The 21,418-nt window shown below is 39.1% G+C and carries 20 protein-coding genes; 10 read left to right on the top strand and 10 right to left on the bottom strand.

Annotated features, from left to right (window positions below; all coding sequences use genetic code 11):
* Positions 1 to 4: 4 nt before the first annotated feature.
* The 5 genes from ABTV71_RS04240 to ABTV71_RS04220 all read left to right on the top strand — a co-directional run bounded on the left by ABTV71_RS04240 (position 5) and on the right by ABTV71_RS04220 (position 5,011).
* The gene (locus tag ABTV71_RS04240; protein ID WP_121126219.1) at positions 5 to 565 is read left to right on the top strand and encodes a chemotaxis protein CheB; all 561 of its coding nucleotides are present in this window, start codon (positions 5 to 7) and stop codon (positions 563 to 565) included.
* Positions 566 to 588: 23 nt separating this feature from the next.
* Positions 589 to 2,190: a response regulator gene (locus ABTV71_RS04235; RefSeq protein WP_433902334.1), complete on the top strand. Its 1,602-nt coding sequence runs from the start codon at positions 589 to 591 to the stop codon at positions 2,188 to 2,190.
* Positions 2,191 to 2,245: 55 nt separating this feature from the next.
* Positions 2,246 to 2,779: a plastocyanin/azurin family copper-binding protein gene (locus ABTV71_RS04230; protein WP_104384943.1), complete on the top strand. Its 534-nt coding sequence runs from the start codon at positions 2,246 to 2,248 to the stop codon at positions 2,777 to 2,779.
* Between the two features lie 354 nt (positions 2,780 to 3,133).
* Positions 3,134 to 4,540: a dihydrolipoyl dehydrogenase gene (gene lpdA / locus ABTV71_RS04225; protein ID WP_121126217.1), complete on the top strand. Its 1,407-nt coding sequence runs from the start codon at positions 3,134 to 3,136 to the stop codon at positions 4,538 to 4,540.
* A 66-nt stretch (positions 4,541 to 4,606) separates the two neighbouring features.
* Positions 4,607 to 5,011, top strand: coding sequence for an acyl-CoA thioesterase (locus tag ABTV71_RS04220; RefSeq protein WP_121126216.1), 405 nt, complete (start codon positions 4,607 to 4,609; stop codon positions 5,009 to 5,011).
* Positions 5,012 to 5,175: 164 nt separating this feature from the next.
* Here the strand turns inward: ABTV71_RS04220 and ABTV71_RS04215 are convergent, their stop codons facing one another.
* The gene (locus ABTV71_RS04215; RefSeq protein ID WP_121125474.1) at positions 5,176 to 5,475 is read right to left on the bottom strand and encodes a DUF3817 domain-containing protein; all 300 of its coding nucleotides are present in this window, start codon (positions 5,473 to 5,475) and stop codon (positions 5,176 to 5,178) included.
* Positions 5,476 to 5,719: 244 nt separating this feature from the next.
* Between ABTV71_RS04215 and lpdA (ABTV71_RS04210) the strand changes: the two genes are divergently transcribed.
* On the top strand, positions 5,720 to 7,108 hold the full coding sequence (gene lpdA, locus ABTV71_RS04210) for a dihydrolipoyl dehydrogenase (protein WP_121125475.1): 1,389 nt from the start codon (positions 5,720 to 5,722) through the stop codon (positions 7,106 to 7,108).
* A gap of 79 nt (positions 7,109 to 7,187) precedes the next feature.
* Here lpdA (ABTV71_RS04210) and ABTV71_RS04205 read toward each other — a convergent pair whose 3' ends face one another.
* The 4 genes from ABTV71_RS04205 to ABTV71_RS04190 all read right to left on the bottom strand — a co-directional run bounded on the left by ABTV71_RS04205 (position 7,188) and on the right by ABTV71_RS04190 (position 10,169).
* A complete protein-coding gene (locus ABTV71_RS04205) occupies positions 7,188 to 8,192 on the bottom strand; it encodes a LacI family DNA-binding transcriptional regulator (protein WP_121125617.1) in 1,005 nt (334 codons plus the stop codon).
* 131 nt (positions 8,193 to 8,323) lie between these two features.
* On the bottom strand, positions 8,324 to 8,854 hold the full coding sequence (locus tag ABTV71_RS04200; RefSeq protein WP_121125476.1) for an HAD family hydrolase: 531 nt from the start codon (positions 8,852 to 8,854) through the stop codon (positions 8,324 to 8,326).
* 75 nt (positions 8,855 to 8,929) lie between these two features.
* Positions 8,930 to 9,409, bottom strand: a complete 480-nt coding sequence (locus ABTV71_RS04195; RefSeq protein WP_121125477.1) for a hypothetical protein — start codon at positions 9,407 to 9,409, stop codon at positions 8,930 to 8,932.
* A gap of 109 nt (positions 9,410 to 9,518) precedes the next feature.
* Entirely contained in the window at positions 9,519 to 10,169 is a 651-nt protein-coding gene (locus ABTV71_RS04190) for an ABC transporter ATP-binding protein (protein ID WP_183078747.1), read from the bottom strand.
* Positions 10,170 to 10,341: 172 nt separating this feature from the next.
* Here ABTV71_RS04190 and sucC point away from each other — a divergent pair, with 172 nt between their 5' ends.
* The 3 genes from sucC to ABTV71_RS04175 all read left to right on the top strand — a co-directional run bounded on the left by sucC (position 10,342) and on the right by ABTV71_RS04175 (position 14,015).
* Positions 10,342 to 11,535: an ADP-forming succinate--CoA ligase subunit beta gene (gene sucC / locus ABTV71_RS04185; RefSeq protein ID WP_108635949.1), complete on the top strand. Its 1,194-nt coding sequence runs from the start codon at positions 10,342 to 10,344 to the stop codon at positions 11,533 to 11,535.
* A gap of 247 nt (positions 11,536 to 11,782) precedes the next feature.
* A complete protein-coding gene (asnS, locus tag ABTV71_RS04180) occupies positions 11,783 to 13,228 on the top strand; it encodes an asparagine--tRNA ligase (RefSeq protein ID WP_121125479.1) in 1,446 nt (481 codons plus the stop codon).
* A 166-nt stretch (positions 13,229 to 13,394) separates the two neighbouring features.
* On the top strand, positions 13,395 to 14,015 hold the full coding sequence (locus tag ABTV71_RS04175; RefSeq protein WP_121125480.1) for an L-threonylcarbamoyladenylate synthase: 621 nt from the start codon (positions 13,395 to 13,397) through the stop codon (positions 14,013 to 14,015).
* 1,036 nt (positions 14,016 to 15,051) lie between these two features.
* Here ABTV71_RS04175 and ABTV71_RS04170 read toward each other — a convergent pair.
* The 5 genes from ABTV71_RS04170 to tilS form a co-directional block, all read right to left on the bottom strand.
* Complete coding sequence (locus ABTV71_RS04170; protein ID WP_077437878.1) at positions 15,052 to 15,381, bottom strand: DUF721 domain-containing protein; 330 nt, start codon at positions 15,379 to 15,381, stop codon at positions 15,052 to 15,054.
* The gene (gene recF, locus ABTV71_RS04165; RefSeq protein ID WP_121125481.1) at positions 15,374 to 16,477 is read right to left on the bottom strand and encodes a DNA replication/repair protein RecF; all 1,104 of its coding nucleotides are present in this window, start codon (positions 16,475 to 16,477) and stop codon (positions 15,374 to 15,376) included. Before recF ends, ABTV71_RS04170 begins: the two co-directional genes overlap by 8 nt.
* A 33-nt stretch (positions 16,478 to 16,510) precedes the next feature.
* Positions 16,511 to 16,831, bottom strand: coding sequence for a DUF4834 family protein (locus tag ABTV71_RS04160; protein WP_121125482.1), 321 nt, complete (start codon positions 16,829 to 16,831; stop codon positions 16,511 to 16,513).
* Between the two features lie 89 nt (positions 16,832 to 16,920).
* Positions 16,921 to 17,415: a hypothetical protein gene (locus tag ABTV71_RS04155; protein ID WP_433902333.1), complete on the bottom strand. Its 495-nt coding sequence runs from the start codon at positions 17,413 to 17,415 to the stop codon at positions 16,921 to 16,923.
* Between the two features lie 51 nt (positions 17,416 to 17,466).
* Positions 17,467 to 18,840, bottom strand: coding sequence for a tRNA lysidine(34) synthetase TilS (tilS, locus tag ABTV71_RS04150; protein WP_245971362.1), 1,374 nt, complete (start codon positions 18,838 to 18,840; stop codon positions 17,467 to 17,469).
* A 12-nt stretch (positions 18,841 to 18,852) separates the two neighbouring features.
* Between tilS and ABTV71_RS04145 the strand changes: the two genes are divergently transcribed.
* Positions 18,853 to 21,402: an OstA-like protein gene (locus ABTV71_RS04145; RefSeq protein WP_433902332.1), complete on the top strand. Its 2,550-nt coding sequence runs from the start codon at positions 18,853 to 18,855 to the stop codon at positions 21,400 to 21,402.
* Positions 21,403 to 21,418 lie beyond the last annotated feature (16 nt).

The raw sequence follows: 21,418 nt of genomic DNA, 5'->3' as shown, positions 1-21,418 counted from the left end.
CAAGATGGAACGTAAAATTCTTTTATTAGCGGGTTCCGCTGGCGGGTTCAGTGTTATTTTAAACATCCTAAAGGCATTGGAACGTCCGGTTCAGATACCGATCATCGTCGTTGTTCACCGCAATCCCAAATACGCATCAAGTATAGAAGATACCCTTTCGAAAGCCCTATTACAAAAAGTAAAAACGGCTGACGATAAAGAGAGTATCGCGGACGGAACAATCTATTTTGCTCCCGCAGGCTATCATTTACTTATTGAGCCAGATTATAGCTTTTCGTTGGATATCTCAGAACCGGTTCAATATTCAAGACCATCTATTGATGTGACCTTTGAGTCGGCTGCCGAAATCTATAAACAAAATTGTATTGCAATTTTGTTTTCCGGGGCCAACCACGATGGCGCACAAGGATTGTTAATGATAAAAAAGTACGGCGGAAAAACCTATGTACAGAACCCACTTGAGGCAGAAGTTCCGATAATGCCTCAGGCGGCAATAGACCTTAATGCGCAAGATCAGATTTTGAGTATAGCCGAAATAAAAGATTACATAATGCAATTAACCTAAAGTTGTATTTTAGATTTGATATAATGAAGAAGATTAATATATTGATCGTCGATGATAAAATTGAGAATATTATCAGTCTCACAGCATTGTTGGAGGATATCGAATATGTAAATATAATTAGTAGTACAGATCCCAATGAAGCGTTAAAAATCTGTTGGAAAGAAGAAATTGATCTCGCTCTGGTTGATGTACAGATGCCCGAAATCAATGGATTTGAATTCGTCACCTTCCTGAAGAAAAACCCAAAGACGAATCACATCATCCCGATCATGGTAACTGCGATTTCCAAGGAGGATAAGTATCTTATTCAAGGACTTAACAGTGGCGCTGTAGACTATCTATATAAACCTCTCAATCCAGAAGCTACCATCGCAAAAGTCAAATCTTTTGTTCAGCAGCTGTTAATACAACAGGAAATTAAAGAAAAAAACATTGCATTGGAGGAGTCTAAACAAGCTATTCTTAAAGCAAAAGAAGAAGCTGAACTCGCCAGAAAGTCAAAAGAAACGTTCTTAGCCAATATGAGTCACGAGATTCGGACACCTATCAACGGCATTATGGGAATCACCCAAATGCTAAAAAATTCACAGCTTACCGTTGAACAGGAAAACTGGATCTATAAACTCGATTCGGCCTCTCAAAACTTACTTACGATCATCAATGACATTTTGGACCTCTCCAAAGTCGATTCGGGCATGATGAAGCTGAATATGGAATCCACCTCGGTGCATGATATTACCGATGATTTGAATAATCTGTTTATCGATAAGGCAAACTATAAAGGTTTGAATTTTAATATCGAGGTGGACGACCGGATAAACAGTTATTTTTTAACGGATCCGCTTCGCTTAAAACAGATTCTAACGAACTTCATCTCCAATAGCTTCAAATTTACCTCCGCAGGCTCGGTCATTTTAAAAATCCAGCTTCTAACGGAGAGTAATCAGCAAATTGGTTTACAGTTTCAGGTCATCGACACGGGGATCGGCATCGCAGAAGATGCATTGGAAAAAATATTCATCGCATTTGAACAAGGAGAAGACAGCATCACAAAAAAATTTGGTGGAACGGGCTTGGGCTTAGCAATTGTAAAACGTATTGCCGCCCTTCTCAACGGAAAGGTTTTCGCATCAAGTGAATATGGCAAAGGAAGCACATTTTCTTTTGAATGCACCTTTGACAAAATAGAAGATAAACCTAAAGAAAAAGAAACACAAGTGCTTTATACCGAGTTACCAAAATTTAACTCTCCGATGATCCTGATTGCCGAAGACAATGAACTAAATAGCTTTATGTTAGCAAATATCCTCAAAAGCTGGGATTGCGAGATCACCTTGGCGACAAATGGACAGCTTGCCCTTCAGGAAATAAACAGAAAAAAAATAGACCTGGTATTTATGGACGCACATATGCCACTCATGAGTGGTTTTGAAGCGATCAAAGAAATACGTCGCCATATGAATCCAGCTATAGCGAATATGCCCATTATCTCCATTTCTGCTTCAGTTTTAAAAGCAGAACAGCAAGAAGCCTTGGATGCAGGAGCCAATGAAGTGGTTGGAAAACCATTTGATCCCATCAAATTATACAAAACAATTGAAGCTTTATTGTCAAAATTGAAATGATTGTTTCGATTTACCGATGAAATCATTAATTTTAAAGAATTAACAAAACATAATAATGAAAAAACTTTTTATGATACCAGCAGTTGCAGTTGCCTTGTCAATTGCATCTTGTGGCGGAAACAGTGAGAAGTCTGGCAAATCAGCTAGTACAGAATCGACAACTTCAACAGAAAACCAAGCAACAGAAACAGTACCTGGAATTGAAAACGTAGCTATTTCCAACAGCTTATCTTTAGAAGGTAATGATCAGATGAAATTTGACAAGGATTTATTCCGTGTGAAAGCTGGCGAACCTGTAGAATTATCTTTCAAAAATGCAGGTACCATGCCAAAAGAATCTATGGGACATAATGTTGTCATCCTTAAACCGGGTGTAGATCTTCCGACTTTCGGAGCTGAGGCGGCAGCAGCCGCAGCTGATGAGTATATTCCAAAATCAGCATTATCTTCCATCGTTTCCCACACGAAATTATTAGGTCCAGGTGAAACAGATAAAATTACATTTACACTTGAAAAAGGAGTCTATCCTTTCATCTGTAGTTTCCCCGGTCACTACGGAGTAATGCAAGGAAAAATCGTTGCAGAATAATATACAAACAAAAAAGGGTATCTAGATATAGGTATCCTTTTTTTGTTGAGGTGTTATTTTTCGTTAAAATGATCACAACTTGCCGCCCCTTGATCCCTTTCGCTGACTCAGTTGCCCATCATCTACAACCCCGCATCATGCCGATGCCTGCTCCTGTTAATTAGCAACTTATTTCCAAAATAACTTTATCACATACAGATTTATCGAAAATAAGATTATTTTTTGGGTTGTACATGCCTATCCATTTATCAAAAAAATGTAAAGTAAGTCTATTCGCCTACAAATCGTAAGTTTTGATTTCCTATCCCATTAATAATCATTAAATTTGTACTACTAAAAATTAAAACGTAATCAATGCAATACGACGTAATTGTAATCGGAAGTGGTCCGGGCGGATATGTAGGAGCTATCCGTTGTGCCCAATTAGGATTAAAAACAGCTGTTATTGAAAAATATAGCACATTTGGTGGTACTTGTCTTAACGTTGGATGTATTCCTTCAAAAGCGCTTTTAGATTCATCGGAGCATTACCACAATGCTGCCCATAATTTTGACGCATTTGGCATCAGTTTAAAAGACCTAAAGGTGGATATGGCAAAGATGATTGCTCGTAAAGACGATGTCATTGCTCAAAATACCGCCGGTATCACTTTCTTATTCAAGAAAAATAAAATTGACAGTTTCCAAGGTGTGGGTTCATTTGTCGACAAAAACACCATTAAAATAACAAAAGCAGATGGTTCTACGGAACAAGTTACAGCAAAAAATGTAATTATTGCCACAGGCTCAAAACCCACTTCTCTACCCTTTTTGCCGGTTGACAAAAAAAGAATTATTACTTCTACGGAAGCGCTTAACCTAAAAGAGGTCCCTAAACATCTTATCGTCATCGGTGGTGGTGTCATTGGTTTAGAATTAGGTTCAGTTTATGCCCGTTTAGGTTCAAAAGTTTCTGTCGTTGAATTTGCGAAATCCATCATTGGTACAATGGATGGTGGCTTAGGTAAAGAATTGCAACGTGTTTTGAAAAAATCATTGGGCATGGAATTCTACTTGGGTCACAAAGTCACAGGTGCAACAGCAAAAGGAAAAACCGTAAAAGTAACAGCTGAAGATCCAAAAGGACAAGAAGTAACCCTAGAAGGTGATTATTGTATCGTAGCTGTTGGCCGTACGGCATACTCTGAAGGTTTAGGCTTAGAAAATATTGGCATCACTGTCGAAGAAAGAGGAAAGAAAATCCCGGTAAATGCTCACTTGGAGACCGCTGTACAAGGCGTATTTGCTATTGGTGATGTGATCACTGGAGCGATGTTGGCACACAAAGCCGAAGATGAGGGTGTATATGTTGCGGAATATATTGCGGGACAAAAACCACACATCGATTACAATTTAATTCCCGGAGTTGTTTACACCTGGCCTGAAGTGGCTTCAGTTGGAAAAACGGAAGAACAATTGAAAGAAGCCGGCGTGAAATATAAAGCTGGATCTTTCTCCTTCAAAGCTTCTGGCCGTGCAAAAGCCTCAGGTGATACAGATGGTTTTGTAAAAGTATTGGCTGATGCAACAACAGACGAAGTATTAGGCGTACATATGATCGGTCCACGTGCAGCAGACATGATCGGTGAAGCTACAGTAGCCATGGAATACCGCGCTTCTGCGGAAGATATCGCACGTATCTGTCATGCTCACCCAACCTATACCGAAGCTCTTAAAGAAGCCGCATTAGCCGCAACAGCCAATAGAGCAATACACGCATAAGCGTTAATAGTATAAACCAAAGGGGAAAAGGAAACTTTTCCCCTTTGTCATAACTACCTATATAAAATGAATTTTTACACAAGAAAATGGGTCAAACCCGAAGATCTTAATCCGAACGGTACATTATTCGGCGGAACACTTTTGCGTTGGATAGATGAAGAAGCTGTCATTTATGCGATTGTACAATTGGGCAATCCAAAGGTCGTTACCAAATTTATATCTGAAATCAATTTTGTAAATTCTGCCAAACAGGGAGATATTTTAGAGTTAGGCATAGAGGCAACTAATTTTGGAAGAACATCATTGACAATGCGTTGTGAAGTCCGAAATAAAATCTCGAAGAAAACAATCCTATCTATCGACAAACTGGTATTTGTCAATTTAGATGAGGATGGAACCCCCGTCCCACATGGAAAAGATAGCATTACCTATGCTTACATGGGAATCGAGAAAACAGGAAGAGATGATTAACCATCTCGCCTGTTCCTATTGTATTGAAGCATATTTTTTATAAATCGCTACCCGCAAATTTACGCGCACAAATTATCGGGCACCATTGCCGTATGCTTAACTTAAACCTATCCCTAAGCGTAATGATTTTAAGATCTCAATATTAATATCTCAAATCCAAATGATTAAGATTTCTGTCTTTTTCCTTCGATCTCCTTCTTTAAATCCAATTCTACCCAAAATCCAAGGATGGGAACCAAGGAGGCCAAAAAGTACTTAATTGCCTTCAGAATGGGCCATTTATATTCGATGGTAGACATGATGAGCATCACGACAAATATAACGACAAAAAAGCCATGAATGGATCCCGCAATCTTCACTGCCTCGGGTATTCCGGCAAAATATTTCAGGGGCATTGCAATAAAAAACAAGCAGATCGTGGAAATAGCCTCCCACAGCGCAATTTGTCTAAATATTCTTAACATAATGATAAACTGTGTATTGTGAACATCAAAAATAACACTCTAAACACGTTTACTCCATTATTTTTCTTCCTTTTACCGACACGTGACATTACGCTCTACACAATGACATTGTTTTATCAAAAACCGCCAATTTTACAATAAATAGTTCATATTCATCAGAAAAAATATGTACTTTTGAATGAATATAAGGTTCGGTACCTTGGTATTTGAAGCTATAACACTCAACTACAGAATATTTATTTATATGAATTACGACATCATTGTAATCGGTAGTGGTCCAGGCGGGTATGTTGCTGCCATTAGAGCCGCTCAGTTAGGGTTCAAAACAGCGATTATTGAACGCGAATCATTAGGCGGAATCTGTCTAAACTGGGGCTGTATCCCTACAAAAGCATTATTGAAAAGTGCTCAAGTATTTGAATATTTAAACCATGCCGCAGATTACGGCATCAATGTTCAAGGTGGTGAGGCTGATTTCGAAGCTATCGTCAAAAGAAGCCGCGGCGTAGCTGAAGGAATGAGTAAAGGTATTCAGTTCTTGATGAAAAAAAATAAAATTGATGTCATCAACGGAACTGCAAAAATTAAAAAAGGCGGTAAGATCGATGTAAAAGGTGCAGACGGTTCGACCAAAGAATATGCGGCAAAACACACCATCCTAGCCACAGGAGCACGCTCACGTGAACTGCCTAACTTACCACAAGATGGTAAAAAGATTGTAGGCTACCGCCAGGCAATGACATTACCTAAACAACCAAAATCTTTAGTTGTTGTTGGTTCCGGTGCCATCGGTGTTGAATTTGCTTATTTCTATAATGCAATTGGAACAAAAGTGACTATCGTTGAATTTATGGATAGAATCGTTCCAGTTGAAGATGAAGAAATCTCAAAACAATTAGAAAAAAGCTTAAAGAAACAAGGCATTAATATCCTTACCAAATCAGAGGTGCAATCCGTTGATACATCCGGAGAATTGAGCAAAGTTTCCATTAAAACGGAAAAAGGTATTGAAGTCATCGAAGCGGAAGTTGTACTGTCTGCGGTAGGTATTGCTCCCAATATCGAAAACATCGGTTTGGAAGAAGTTGGTGTAAAAACTGATCGTGGCCGTGTTGTCGTAGACGATTTCTACAAAACAAATATTGAAGGTGTATACGCTATTGGTGACATCGTTAAAGGCCAGGCCTTAGCTCACGTTGCTTCAGCAGAGGGTATTACCTGTGTCGAAAAAATCAAAGGTCTTCACGTAGAACCTATCGATTATAACAATATCCCCGGATGTACTTACTGTTCTCCTGAGATTGCTTCTGTCGGTTATACCGAAAAAGCAGCGAAAGAAGCTGGATATGAAATTAAAGTTGGTAAATTCCCATTCTCCGCTTCAGGAAAAGCTTCTGCAGCTGGAGCAAAAGACGGTTTCGTCAAAGTTATCTTTGATGCAAAATATGGTGAATTCCTAGGTGCACACCTGATCGGATCTAACGTTACTGAAATGATCGCAGAAGTTGTTGTTGCCCGTAAATTGGAAACAACAGGACATGAAATGATCAAATCAATCCATCCACACCCAACGATGAGTGAAGCTATTATGGAAGCATGTGCCGATGCATACGGTGAAGTGATCCATCTATAGTCGCATATAACATAAAAAAGAGGGGAAAATCGAATGATTTTCCCCTCTTTTTTATGTTGTTATTCATTTAGCTAAAAAATTACATCACCAATCTCGACTTAAAAACAATTTGTTGATCTGCTACATCTGAATTCTCAATTCGCTCAAATAGAATTTCGGCCGCCTTACGTGCCTGCATACCCGGAAACTGTTCGATACGTCCCATGGGTGGATTTTCCATATACTGCCACAGTGGATAATTGGCATAACTAATGAAAAAGATATCTTGATTTAGAACCAATCCCTTGTTGCGCGCCGCTTTCATCAGATCCAGTGTAACAAAGTCATTAAAAGAAATAATCGCTGAAGGTCGTTCAGGCATTGCAAATATACTTTCCATGGCTTTTTCATTCCCCTCTGTGCTCAGGTCTGTTTCAATAATATTCTTTTCCAGAATGTCCATTCCATTTCGCTTCATTGCAGACAAATATGCTACTTTTCGGTCCTCACTGGCAGGTAATGTCTTCGGTCCATTAACTAAAGCAATTACTTTGTGCCCTCGTGCCACAAAAGCATCCACAGCCTCATTCATGCCGGTCGACAGATCACTCTGGACTTTATTGATATTCGGTAAACTAGGGACACAATCAAAAAAGACAACCGGTATTCCAGATGACTCCAGCTTTTCGATAAACTCCAAATTTGTTGTCTTCTTCCCGATCGACATTAATATACCGTCTACACGATGATTTTTAAATGTTTTTAATATCTGTTCTTCCCGATCCGGATCATCCAATGATTGCCCCATTAAAACAGTATACCGTTGAGCCGAAGCAACGTTTTCTATTTCGCTGATCGCGAAGGAAAAAAATGGCTCCGATAAACTAGGCAGGATAACAGCGATGGTAAATGTCTTGCGTTGTTTAAAGAAAATAGCTGTCTGATTGGGTTCATAGTTCAATTCTTCGGCCATTTTTTTGACACGCATTGTCGTTACCAATCCAATACTTGGATGATCATTCAATGCTCTCGACACCGTGGAAGGACTGATTTTCAGCTTCTTGGCAATTTCCTTAATCGTGGCAGGCTTGTTCACTTTATTCATAAATCCAAGGGCTTTATATAAAAATAGGGCTTTTATATCCCTAATCATAATTTTTTTTCAACAATGTTTATTCAGTATATTCTAAAGTCAAAACATTGTTGGTAGATAATACAAAGATAATCAATGAAAACTTAGTCCACAAATTGAATTGCGGAACTATCTACCGCAAATTCCTGGGCTAAGAATGACATGGGATCTATCTTACGAAACACAAGTTCATCCTCAAAATAAATTTTTATCCGATCGCTGAAAGGCCCCCAGTCCACAAATCTCACTTTGTTCAGTTGCTCCAGTGGATTTCCCTTCGTCAGAATACATATCATTTTACCAGCAGCACTCAATTGAGAAAATAATGTGGAGATATGATCAAAAAGATGCAGCTTTAACGGCAATACGGCATTTACATGCAATCGTTCAAAATTTTCCTTGTACTTCATGTCAAATCCAAATGTTGCTTGCGCATGTTCAAATAGGGATTCTTCGCCCTGATTTTCCAAATGGTTTTTCATAAAGTTAACCAAATCACCCTGTGGAGGAAAGGTCTCCGTGAATTCAATAAAATTAGCAAACAGATAATAAACTTGGAGCAAGTAGTCTTTCTTTGGAAAAATAACATCATCCAATTCAAACACATAGACTTTCTTTTCTTCTGGAAACAGCATCACTAATAAACCTTTAAATTAAAAAAACGTCGCACAAGTCAGGTTCAGCATGAGGCGAACAATAGTACAGTCGCCTTATTTCGATACACAGACTAGCGCAAAATCTTCCTCAGAATCCGATCTGACCAATAGTCCATCCAAGGTATTTTCAGCAACATCGTCTTCCAATAAATTATTGCCTTTGGAAAGCAAAACATAGGGGAGTTCGGCAGGAGGATTTTCAATGATAGGAAAAGTGCCTAGCATATCTTTATCCGGAACAAGTACGGCTATCTGGTACTCCTCAAATAATACTTTGGCTTCAGCCAATGGTTCGAGCTCAAAAACACCTAAAGGCAGCACATAGTCCACTTGCTGGTCTAGGCTCAATTTGAGCAACTCGTGGGCAAAGGTAGGCAGTAATCCTTTGGGGATAGACTCATAATTCCCCGATTTTAATAGTAACTCCGGAATCTCTTCCGAACTGGCGTACAAAACTTCAAATTTACCTGCAAGCTTTTTGGCAATACGCATCGCCAGTGGTCTGGTTCCGAAAGTTATTAATATTTTCTTCATCAAAATAATTTGTTATTCATAGGGGACTAGTGATCCACGATGCCCAATAATCAGTTTTTGGTCGCTCACAAGACAATCTAAATCTAAGATGCTTGTAACATGATATAAATTAAACAACCAATCCATCCCGCATATGAATTGTCCGATCTGAAATGCGGGCCAATTCTTCATTATGGGTTACAATGATAAATGTTTGTTGAAATTTGTTTCTAAGATCAAAAAACAGCTGATGTAGTGCCGCAGCATTTTCAGAGTCTAAGTTTCCGGAAGGTTCATCCGCCAAAATAACAGAAGGATCATTTATCAAGGCCCGTGCAACAGAAACACGTTGCTGTTCCCCCCCTGACATCTCAGCAGGCTTATGGTCAATACGATGTGAAACTCCAAGTAACTCCAATAATTCCTTTGCTTTTGTCTCCACTTCTGCCCGCTTCTGCCCATGGATAAATGCAGGAATACACACGTTTTCCAATGCCGTAAATTCAGGTAACAAGTGATGGAACTGGAAAACAAAACCAATATGCTCATTTCGAAAAGCACTCAGCTTTTTGGCATTCAGTTTATGGATATCAACACCATCAATAAATATTGAACCTTGATCAGGTTTGTCCAATGTTCCGATAATATGTAAAAGTGTACTCTTACCTGCTCCTGAAGCTCCGACAATACTCACGATTTCACCTTTTTCCACGCTTATGTCAACGCCTTTTAAGATGGGCAATGCCCCATAAGCTTTGTGAATTCCTTTGGCTTGTAACATCATAGGACAAAGATAAATAAATTTACGATATCACGTCTTTGAATAAATAAGCAGTTATTTCTCTATTTCAGCCATTTTATTTTTCACAAATGTCAAAAAATAGATAAAAGAGCAATTTATCCCTTGTCTTATCCCTCAAAAAAACATATTTTTACGCCAAATATTTTTGCAAATGAACATTCACGAATATCAAGGAAAACAAATACTAAAGAGCTTTGGTGTGCGCGTACAGGAAGGTATCGTAGCAGATACTCCAGAGCAAGCTGTGGAAGCGGCTAAAAAAATGAAAGAAGACTACAATTCCGACTGGGTTGTTGTCAAAGCTCAAATTCACGCTGGTGGCCGTGGTAAAGGTGGTGGTGTCAAGTTAGCTAAGAACTTAGATGAAGTCAAACAAAGGGCAACTGACATCATTGGTATGCAATTAGTAACGCCTCAAACTGGACCTGAAGGTAAAAAAGTAAACAAAGTTTTGATCGCTCAAGACGTTTACTATCCAGGTGAAAGCGAAACAAAAGAATTCTACATGTCTGTCTTATTGGACCGTGCTACAGGACGTAACATCGTTATGTACTCTACAGAAGGTGGTATGGACATTGAAGAAGTTGCAGAAAAAACACCGCACTTGATTTTCAAAGAAGAAATCGATCCAAAAGTAGGTTTACAAGGATTCCAAGCACGTAAAATCGCTTTCAATCTAGGTCTTTCCGGTGCTGCACACAAAGAAATGGTAAAATTTGTTGCTGCGCTTTATAAAGCATACGATTCTACTGATTCTTCGATGTTCGAGATCAATCCAGTATTGAAAACTTCCGACGACAAGATCTTAGCTGTTGATGCCAAAGTTAATCTTGACGAGAACGCATTGTACCGTCATCCTGATTACGCTGCTATGCGCGATGTAACCGAAGAAGATCCTACAGAAGTTGAAGCTGGCGAATCAAACCTTAACTATGTTAAACTAGATGGTAACGTAGGTTGTATGGTAAATGGTGCCGGTCTTGCAATGGCAACAATGGACATCATCAAATTAGCGGGTGGAGAACCTGCGAACTTCTTGGATGTTGGTGGTACGGCAAATGCTGAAACGGTGAAAGCTGGTTTCAATATCATTTTGAAAGACCCGAATGTAAAAGCTATTTTAATCAATATCTTTGGTGGTATCGTTCGTTGTGACCGTGTTGCGCAAGGGGTAATTGATGCTTACAGTGAAATTGGTAATATTCCTGTTCCTATTATCGTACGACTTCAAGGTACAAATGCTGAAGAAGCGAAAAAATTAATCGATGAGTCAGGTCTACAAGTTTATTCTGCAATCTTATTGAAGGAAGCTGCTGAATTAGTAACCAAAGTATTGAAAGGATAATTCCTTCGATCGTCATAAAGCTTAAAAGCGGATCAACTGAGTTGATCCGCTTTTTGTTCTAAATGCCGCCCCCTTTCTATTGATTTTGATCCAAATATTCGTCCGGAAAAATTAAGTTTAAAAGCTCATTGATCCCTCAGTCAGCGAATTAAATCAACATTGATACCCAATAAATCAACAGAATAGCTTATTTTTGTATTGCTTTTTAAACAAAGCATCTTTTACAAGTCATTCTCCAAAAATTAAGATGGAACACACAAGAATAAAGGAACTATTGAATGCCACAGAATTCGGCAAAGAGGTCGTTGTTAAAGGTTGGGTAAGAACTTTCCGTAACAATCAATTTATAGCAATTAATGACGGTTCGTCAATCAATAATATTCAAGCAGTAGTCGATTTTGAAAATACACCTGAAGATATCCTGAAGCGTATCACTACCGGAGCTGCAGTTCGCGTAAAAGGTCAATTGATAGAATCACTGGGTAAGGGACAAAAAGTAGAAGTTAAAGCTACTGAGGTAAGCATTATTGGTGATTCAGACCCTGAAAAATATCCTTTACAACCCAAAAAGCACAGCTTAGAATTTCTACGTGAAATTGCGCACTTACGTTTCCGTACAGGCACATTCAATGCGGTATTCAAAGTTCGTAATGCCTTGGCTTTCGCAGTACATAAATTTTTCCAGGAAAATGATTTTGTGTATATGCACACACCGATTATCACAGGTTCTGATGCCGAAGGTGCTGGTGAAATGTTTCAGGTGACTACGCTGGATCTAAAAAATCCACCGCGTAAAGAAAACGGAGAAATTGATTTTAAAGAGGATTTCTTTGGAAAATCGACAAACCTGACGGTCTCCGGTCAATTAGAAGGCGAGCTTGGAGCAATGGCCTTTGGAAATATCTATACTTTTGGTCCGACCTTTAGGGCAGAAAACTCAAATACTACACGTCACTTGGCTGAATTCTGGATGATTGAACCGGAAATGGCTTTCTATGAACTGGAAGACAACATGGATTTGGCCGAAGCATTATTAAAATACGTGATCAAATACGCTTTAGAAACTTGTCCTGAGGAAATCGAGTTTTTGAAAAGTCGTTTATTGGAAGAAGAAAAATCAAAACCAGCAGCAGAACGTTCTGAATTAAATTTGGTTGAAAAGTTAAACTTCGTCTTAGCCAATGATTTCGAGCGTGTAACTTATACAGATGCTATTGAAATACTAAAACGCAGTAAGCCAAACCAAAAGAAACAATTTAAGTATTTAATTGACGATTGGGGAGCTGACTTGCAATCTGAACACGAACGTTATTTGGTCGAGAAACATTTCAAGAAACCTGTTATTCTGACTGACTACCCAAGAGAGATCAAGTCTTTCTACATGAAACAGAACGAGCCAGATGCGCAGGGGCGTAATACCGTACGTGCAATGGATATTCTTTTCCCAGGTATCGGTGAGATGGTCGGTGGCTCACAACGTGAGGAAAATCTGGATCGTCTATTGGCGCGTATGGCAGAAGTAGGCATACCAGCAGAAGAAATGGAATGGTTCTTGGATACCCGCCGTTTTGGTTCTGTACCACATTCAGGATTTGGTGTAGGTTTTGAGCGCTTGGTGTTGTTCACTACCGGAATGACCAATATCCGCGATGTAATACCGTTCCCCCGTACTCCGAAGAACGCAGAATTTTAACATAAAGAACAACAGCCAAAACAAAATATTTTGGCTGTTGTTCTTTTAGAAAGATACGTATCTGAATAATAGTTTTGCCCCCTTGAAATGGTAAGCACCTCGCTCAGGGCTTCCCAGATTAAAAACTATGATTTTCATACGTTATAATAAATATACTATACGCAATATGCTTATCAAGATATATAACGACAATCCCAATCCAAAAGCCATTGCACAGGCTGTTGACATCCTTAAAAGAGGCGGAGTAATTATTTACCCCACCGATACCGTCTATGGTATCGGCTGTGATATTACACAACAAAAAGCAATAGAACGTGTCTGTGAGATCAGAGGATTAAAACCGGATAAAGCCAATCTATCCTTTATCTGTTATGACCTGACCGATATTTCCCAGTACACCAAATCATTCGATACCACCGTATTTCGTGTCCTGAAGAAAGCGCTCCCCGGCCCCTTTACCTTTATTTTTAACGCAACAACAAAAGTTCCCAAGCTATTAAGTTCGAAAAAGAAGACTGTGGGTATCCGCGTGCCAGACAATAACATTGTTCGGGAAATTGTGAAACAATTGGGCAATCCGATTGTGACGGCTTCCATTCACGATGAAGATGAAATAATCGAATATTCAACTGATCCCGAATTGATCTACGAGAAATATCAGGATCTTGTCGATGCTGTTATCGATGGTGGTTATGGGGACAATGTTGCTTCCACGGTAGTAGATCTGACGGAAGGAACCTTTGACGTTATCCGTGAAGGCAAAGGCGATCTGGAACAGTACCTATAGTAGCTTCCATATTCCCACAGGGAAATCTAGTCGACCAATAAACATGCGCCCAACAAATACCAACCCTAAAGGACTGTTGGTATTTTGTGCATAAGGTTGACTCTTTAGTATTTTAGCTTGGACTTATTAACAAAAATAGCCACTTATTAACATACAAAATGTTAATAAGTGGAATGTCCATACCCATCCGTTACCTGAAAATGTGAACAACTCAACACTTACCAACATTAAAATGTGAATAACACAACAAGGCAAAATTAAAAATCACAGCAAAATGTGCAAAACTACGAGGTTATCCACACAAAAATGTTAACAACACAGCTGAAAGCATCTCTCAGCCAAAATTCATTGTGTATAATCATCCTATATTCACATCTCAATGTTGAAAGCTATAGCCCCAAGTGCCACTCGCTGCTTTATTACCCTATTAAAGAGTTCAAATTCTTGTCTTGTGGTGAATGATTACAGGCTCCTGTTCAAAACTTTTAATCCTCGGGCTCTCTGTGTGCTCACTCGAATCGCATAGGCAATCGCGACATCTTAAAAAAGTGTCATTGGATTTACGATATAAAAACAAACCTACGCCTGTCACTTTACTTTATGGTATCGAATGCCTTATGATACAAGTTCAAGCTTTACACAGATCACAAAGGACGAGACCTGCCAGTGGAGATAAAATAAAACGATATCTGCTTCCATCTGTTGATAATCTCATTTTGATAAACGGTATATACGACAATCATTGATGCATTGAAAATTCTATATGGAAGGAACATCAAAAATAAAAGATGCGAGATCAGTGATGAAAAGATTGGCTGTACCGATCCACTGTGTAAATTCACTTGTTACTCCAGCTGTATTGATGGATCAAACCGGCCAATAAAAATAAAATGAAAAAGTAATCTCCTTCTCTGATGGGATAGTCATCCCGCTTGGATTCAGTGTGTTCAAAACGTGCAAACAGCTTTGTCCCTGCGGTTTCAGGGAGATGATATAGGTTATCAAACAACTGGTTAAACTTAGCTAGGAATACAGGCTACAAAATCACGACCTCTTCGATAATGACATGTCCGACATACTCATTTACCCTTCCGAGAATCTGACGACGCATTAATGCCAGTTCATTTTTAATCACGGCAGACTCTACGCGCACAAACAACTTTTTGTCACGTACATATAGCTGCTGTGTGCGATTGGCAATTGCTTTTCCAATCAGTTGAGGCCATACCGAAGCGATTGAGGTCTCATCAAATTTTCGGCGCAGTTTATAAGCTTCGAGGAGACGCTCCACCCCCTGCTTAATGGTCATGTCATCGCTTGACCGAATAAATTCCAGGCTCTTCTTCGTTGGTTGCTTCTTATACATTCACTTGTCCTCCTTCGATTCCAAATATACGAACAGGCCGATTGATTTCATCAAAGATTCGTTGAATTCTTTTTGAGTCCGTATCCGTCAGAAAAATCTGACCAAAATCATCATCAGAGACCATCTGCATCAATTTATGCGTACGACGATCGTCCAGTTTATCAAAGATATCATCCAGGAGAAGTAAGGGTTTAAATCCTTTTTTTTGCTGTAAATAGGAATATTGAGCAAGTTTTAACGCAATGAGAAATGATTTTTGTTGTCCTTGGGAGCCAAACTTTTTCAGCGGCATTCCACCATGGATAGTAAATATCAGATCATCTTTATGAATTCCCTGACTAGTACGTTCCAAAATACGGTCACGCTCAAGGTTCTTTGCCAGAATATTCAAGAAGGAATCCGACATTAGGGGAGACTCATATTGCAGCTGGACAGACTCAGCATCTTCGGTCAAAAATTCATAATGCCGATCAAACTCAGGTTGAAACTCTTCCATAAATGTTCTTCTCTTGGCAAAGATAATATTGCCGACTTCCTCCAGTTGAAAGTTAAGAATTTCGATTAATCCCAAGTCCAGCACATTGGATTGACGGGCCTGTTTGAGCAGGCTATTTCGTTGGGCTAAGAATTTATTATAGATAATTAGCGTATCCAGATACTTATTGTCCGTTTGGGAAATCACATTATCCACAAACTTTCGACGTTCCTCGCTCCCATCCGTAATGATAATGCTATCATTTGGAGAAATCATAACCAAAGGAAAAAGTCCGATATGATCGGCCAGTCGAGGATAATCTTTTTTGTTCTTTTTAAACTGCTTTTTTTGATTCTTTTTTAGGCTGCAGGAAATAACATCGCTATTCGATTCTTTATCAAATTCACCTTGAACCATGAACCAATCGTTACCGGATTTGATATGTTGCGAATCTATAGGATTAAAGTAGCTTTTACAAAGCGATAAATAGTGGATTGCATCCAAAAGATTGGTTTTGCCAACACCATTATTCCCTGTAAAAGCATTTACTTCAGGGAGAAATTCCAAAGAAGTTTCCGAGTAATTCTTGAAATTTAGAACAGAAAGTTGCTTAAGCCACATAGCACAAAGATACGCTATTTGGGCCGCTAAAAATTATTTTATTTCCTCAAAATCGACAAACTCACCAGCCGTTTCCGCCCCTTTGCGCTCGGGTGTTTCCTTCGGTGGAATATAATCAACTTTGATTTTGCCTTCAGGCTGAGATCTTTTATTTTCTTGCTGCCCCTGACCGGTAAATTCATAGTGAAAAGTACCACCTTGCCCTTGGCCGCTATATGCTCCCCCCTGTTCCTGCGCTTTTTTCATCAGCTTTTCAGCTGCTTTACGCATTGCAAACGGTAATAATAATTTGAATAAGAATCTTATTACAAAGTAAACAGCAAATGTAATAAGTATAAATTTTAAAAATGCCATAGTTAATTCGTTGCTATTTTCTCAAATTTAACCAATAACTCAATAAACTGTTGTCTTTAAAATGTCAGATAAGAAATTATTAACAATTTTTAAGACTTCGTCAGTTTTCCTTTCGTTTCCATGATTGTACGAAAAAGCTCCTCTTGTCGCTGGGTTCCCAACACATAAGTCAATCCATCTTTATCCGTTAGGAAAACTGCATTTTTACCCCCTGCAAAAAACTTAATCTTCCCTTTGGAATGCAGGTTATAAACAGGGTTATTAAAAAAAAATGTGCTGTATGGCCCCTTTTCAACTTTCGAAATAGAAGCCAAATCTATTTTCACCACCCGAGTGGACCAGAGGCCACTGATCAGGATATGATCCTGGAATACTTCTATACGAAACAAGACCATATACATCATAACAATGGATGTAATGATGATTCCCACTCCGACAATGAAAAACAATTGACTGGAAATCAAATGGTCCAAATTCAGATAAAATGCGGTAAAACAAAATAACACAAGTACCAAACGTACGCTTATCCAAACACGGTCACGTCCTAAATATTGATTTTCCGAATAGAATACACCTTCTTTCATTTCTTTTTTTATAATAGGGTATTGGGACAATTTCCTCTTGCTCCTTAATCCTTAACCACATTTACAGACTAAAGTAAGGACTTTTTTTGTATTGCTGGTAATCTTATAGCGATTATCCATGCGATATTTGGCAAGCCAAAGAATATCGCCATTTCCATTCACCAGGATCGGAATATTTTCCTTTTCAAATAAACTGATTTTCTTATTGATGAAAAAATCACTCAGCTTTTTTCGCCCATCCATGCCCAAAGGATAGAAGCTATCTCCGATCTTCCATGAACGGATTGTCAATGGAAAGATAAGCAGATCATAATCGAATTTTGCAATCTCCCTACTATTGTTAATCGTAAGTTCTGTAGAGACCCCAGCATGGAAACAATATTGTTTCCACTCCACCGTCGATGTTTCAGAGGTAATGATCGCCTCGTCCGACGATATAAACTCCTTTTCTTTGATAAAAAGCTCATTTCTATCCAAAAGCATATGATAGCAATCCGATTGGAAGATACGCCCTGATTCCCGTCCCCAAGCTTGCTGTAAATCACTTAACACAGCTTTAGAAAAATTAAAACCGGAAAACAACTCGTACAATAAAGGCAAATTGTTCAAATGTTCTTCCAAATCCTCTTTGCGCACTACCCAACCATCGCCTGTAGACCGAAAAAGTTTATTCCGGATCGGTTCGACAAATTGTTGTAGCAATTGATAAGATTCCTTAAAGTGCGTAATATTCTGTTCGAAAATCTGTTCAAAATCGGGTTGTAGCTTTTTGAAATGCGGAATAATATCGATTCTTATCTTATTGCGCGCATACTTTGTCGAAAAGTTAGATTGGTCATCCCGATAAGCAATGGCATATTCCTGAACGTAATATTCGATTTCACTTGCTTTAAGAAATAAAAGTGGCCGAATGATACGATCTCTTATAGGCAAGATGCCCTGAAGCCCTTGCAGGCCAGTTCCACGTGAAAGATTTAACAAGACGGTTTCAATGTGATCATTTAGGTGTTGAGCGACAGCAATTCGGTCAAACTGAAGTTGCTCACGAAGTTGTTCAAACCAGCGATAACGAAGTTCGCGCGCAGCCATCTGAATGGAAATTTGATTTTCCTTGGCATAGGTCTTGGTATCAAACTGCTTGACAAAGATTGGAATCCCATTATCAGCAGCAAATTTTCGAACCAAAGCTTCATCTAGTTCGGAGTCCTCTCCACGCAACTGGAAATTACAATGTGCAATAGCGATATTAAAGCCGGCTTTTGCGAATAAATGTGCCATCAGCATCGAATCCTTTCCCCCACTTACCGTAAGCAATATTCTGTCATGAGGCATCATCAAATGCTCCTTTTCAATATATCCCTTTAATCTTTCCAGCACATTCATATAAACAAAGTTACGGTATATTTGTCTGAATGATAAATTCACATCTTAAAATTTGTGAAATCCAATAAAGTAGCAATTAAAATCCATATTTTTGCCCTTGTGAGACAATACATTTTTACCCTGATTGTATTTATTTTAACTGGCTTGACGGTCCAAGCGCAGAAACAGGACGAATTAAAGTTACTTTCTTCGTCACATATTATTACTGGAAAGAACGGTAATGTTGTTTTTTACCGCCCGGTCTATGAGCACGTTGGCTCGACCTTATCGTCTGACAGTGGGTATTTGCATAATGATAAACTGGGTCGACAATTCTTTGAGGCCTATGGAAATGTAATCATCACCCAACCTGATGGCACACAGATATTTTCCAATAAGCTGCATTATGAAGCAGCTATGCAATTAGCGACATTAACCGGAGCAGTGCGTATGGTCAGTACCAGCGGATCAATATTGACCACCGATCACCTCGTTTATAACATGCGTAGTAAAATTGGAAACTACTATAGCGGTGGACGTATTCTCTCCGGAAGCGACACCATCACCAGTCAGCGTGCTACCTATTTCGAAAATACCGGCGAATCATATTTTAACCAAAAGGTTGTTGTCCGATCGCCGAACGTAAAAGTCTATACGGACTCCATGAAATACAATGGCAACACCCGAATAACGGATTTCTACGGCCCTACAAATATGAAAGGGAATAAGGGCGAAAATCTATATACCGAGAAAGGCCGTTACCATATGGCTACCGGTCAGGCCTATTTTTCCAAGAACAATCTTTATACAGAAGGCACTAAATTCCTGAAGGGAGATAGTCTTTTCTATGATAGACAGGTCGGCATCGGTAAAGCCGTGAAAAATGTCGTCTTCGTGGACACCCTTGATAAATTTTATGCATATGGTGGATATGGACTCTATAATGGAAAAAATGAGTCCATTACGATGACAGACAAACCCTTGGTTATTTCCGTGGTAAAAAAGGATTCAACAAAAAAAGATTCTGTCTCCTCGTTTTCACCTGTACAGAAAAAGTCTGAAAAGGAACTAAAAAAAGAAGCAAAAGAATTAAAGAAAGCTGAAAAAGAAGAACAGAAAGACAAGAAAAAAAATAACAAAGCAGCACTTATTACCGATAAGGATCCTAAGAAGACCGTAGCAGAAAATAAGAATGTCATCGGAAAGGATGAGGAATTAAAAGAAAAGTCCGAGATGGATTCTGTTTTTATGACTGCAGACACCCTATTCTCACAAATGATCTTCCGGCGAGATTATATCGCGCGGGATTTTAAATTAAACCGAGAAGGGGGAGCCATTGAAGAAGACAATGAGGTCGATTACGGTGATACAGATTCTATGTCCGCCGATATAGATTCAACCAATAATTTACGACAAGCAGCCGATAGCTTAAAAAAAGGTATAGACAGCCTCCATAAGAAAGAAATCAAGGAACCTGCCCTCGGCAAGGAAATCAAGAAATCAGCAGATACCAGTGCCACGAAGAGGCAGAATATTGCGAAGAAACAACCGGTGATCGTAGGTGATCAAAATCGGATTGAGATTGAAAAAAACCTGAAAGCCGATAGTGTGTTACGTAAAAAAGCCATCATCCCAAAAGGCGGGGAATCGGATCAGATTATGGATGCTGCATTAAAAAATGCGCAAGGCGGGAAAAAAGATTCTTTGGCTCAGGATACCGCAAAAACCAGAATTCTGAAAGCCTACTATAATGCCCGATTATTCAAATCCGATCTGCAGGCGGTTGCCGATTCGATGTATTATGGTATGCAGGATTCAATGTTTCGGTTGATGGGAAAACCGATGATGTGGGCTGAGAATTCGCAAATATCCGGCGATACAATCTTCTTGCAGGTCAAAAATCAAAAACTGGACAACTCGCTGTTAGTCGGAAATGCATTTATGGTCAATGCCACAAGCGATTCATTAAAATTCAATCAGATCAAAGGACGAAAAATTACCAGTTTCTTTACCAATAACCGGATGGAACGCCTCTTTGTAGATGGAAATGCTGAAAACATCTTCTATAATATCGATGAGAAAACAAATGTAACAACAGAATTGGTACATGATCGGAGCAGTCGTTTTAAAATTCTGATGGAGGACAATAAACTCAAAGAATACGTTTCCATCCGAAAAGTCGATGGCAAGGTCTATCCGATAGCGGAGGTTACCGCAGACAAAGAGTTTCTACCAAACTTTACATGGCGCCCTGAAGACCGTCCTAAATCGAAAGCGGATCTATTAAATAGAAAACGTGACCTTTCCAAATCATCTTTCACCGCTCCGACAGAAAAGGAAACGGAGGAAAATGGAAAAATGAAATCCAAGCCTAAAGAGGATAATCAGCGCCAGGAGAAGAAAGGGAATGACACGAAAGCCGGAGCAAAAGCTGTTTCGAATAAAACAGGCGGTACGCCTAAAGCAACACCCCCCGAAGCAACAACAGCCAAGCAAAAAGTAGAAAACGACATTGCGCCAACAACCGATAAAACAGCTGTAAAACGGGATTCAACGAATTTAAAACCGTTGACAGTAGCAGCACCGGATAGTACCCAAAAGTCCAAAAAGAAAGAGGCGAAATAGACCATATAAAAAGGTA

This window comes from Sphingobacterium puteale (genome assembly GCF_050986225.1).
GTDB lineage: Bacteria > Bacteroidota > Bacteroidia > Sphingobacteriales > Sphingobacteriaceae > Sphingobacterium > Sphingobacterium puteale.
The sequence above is the reverse complement of the archived record's forward strand: the minus strand, read 5'-3'. Positions and strand labels throughout refer to the sequence as shown.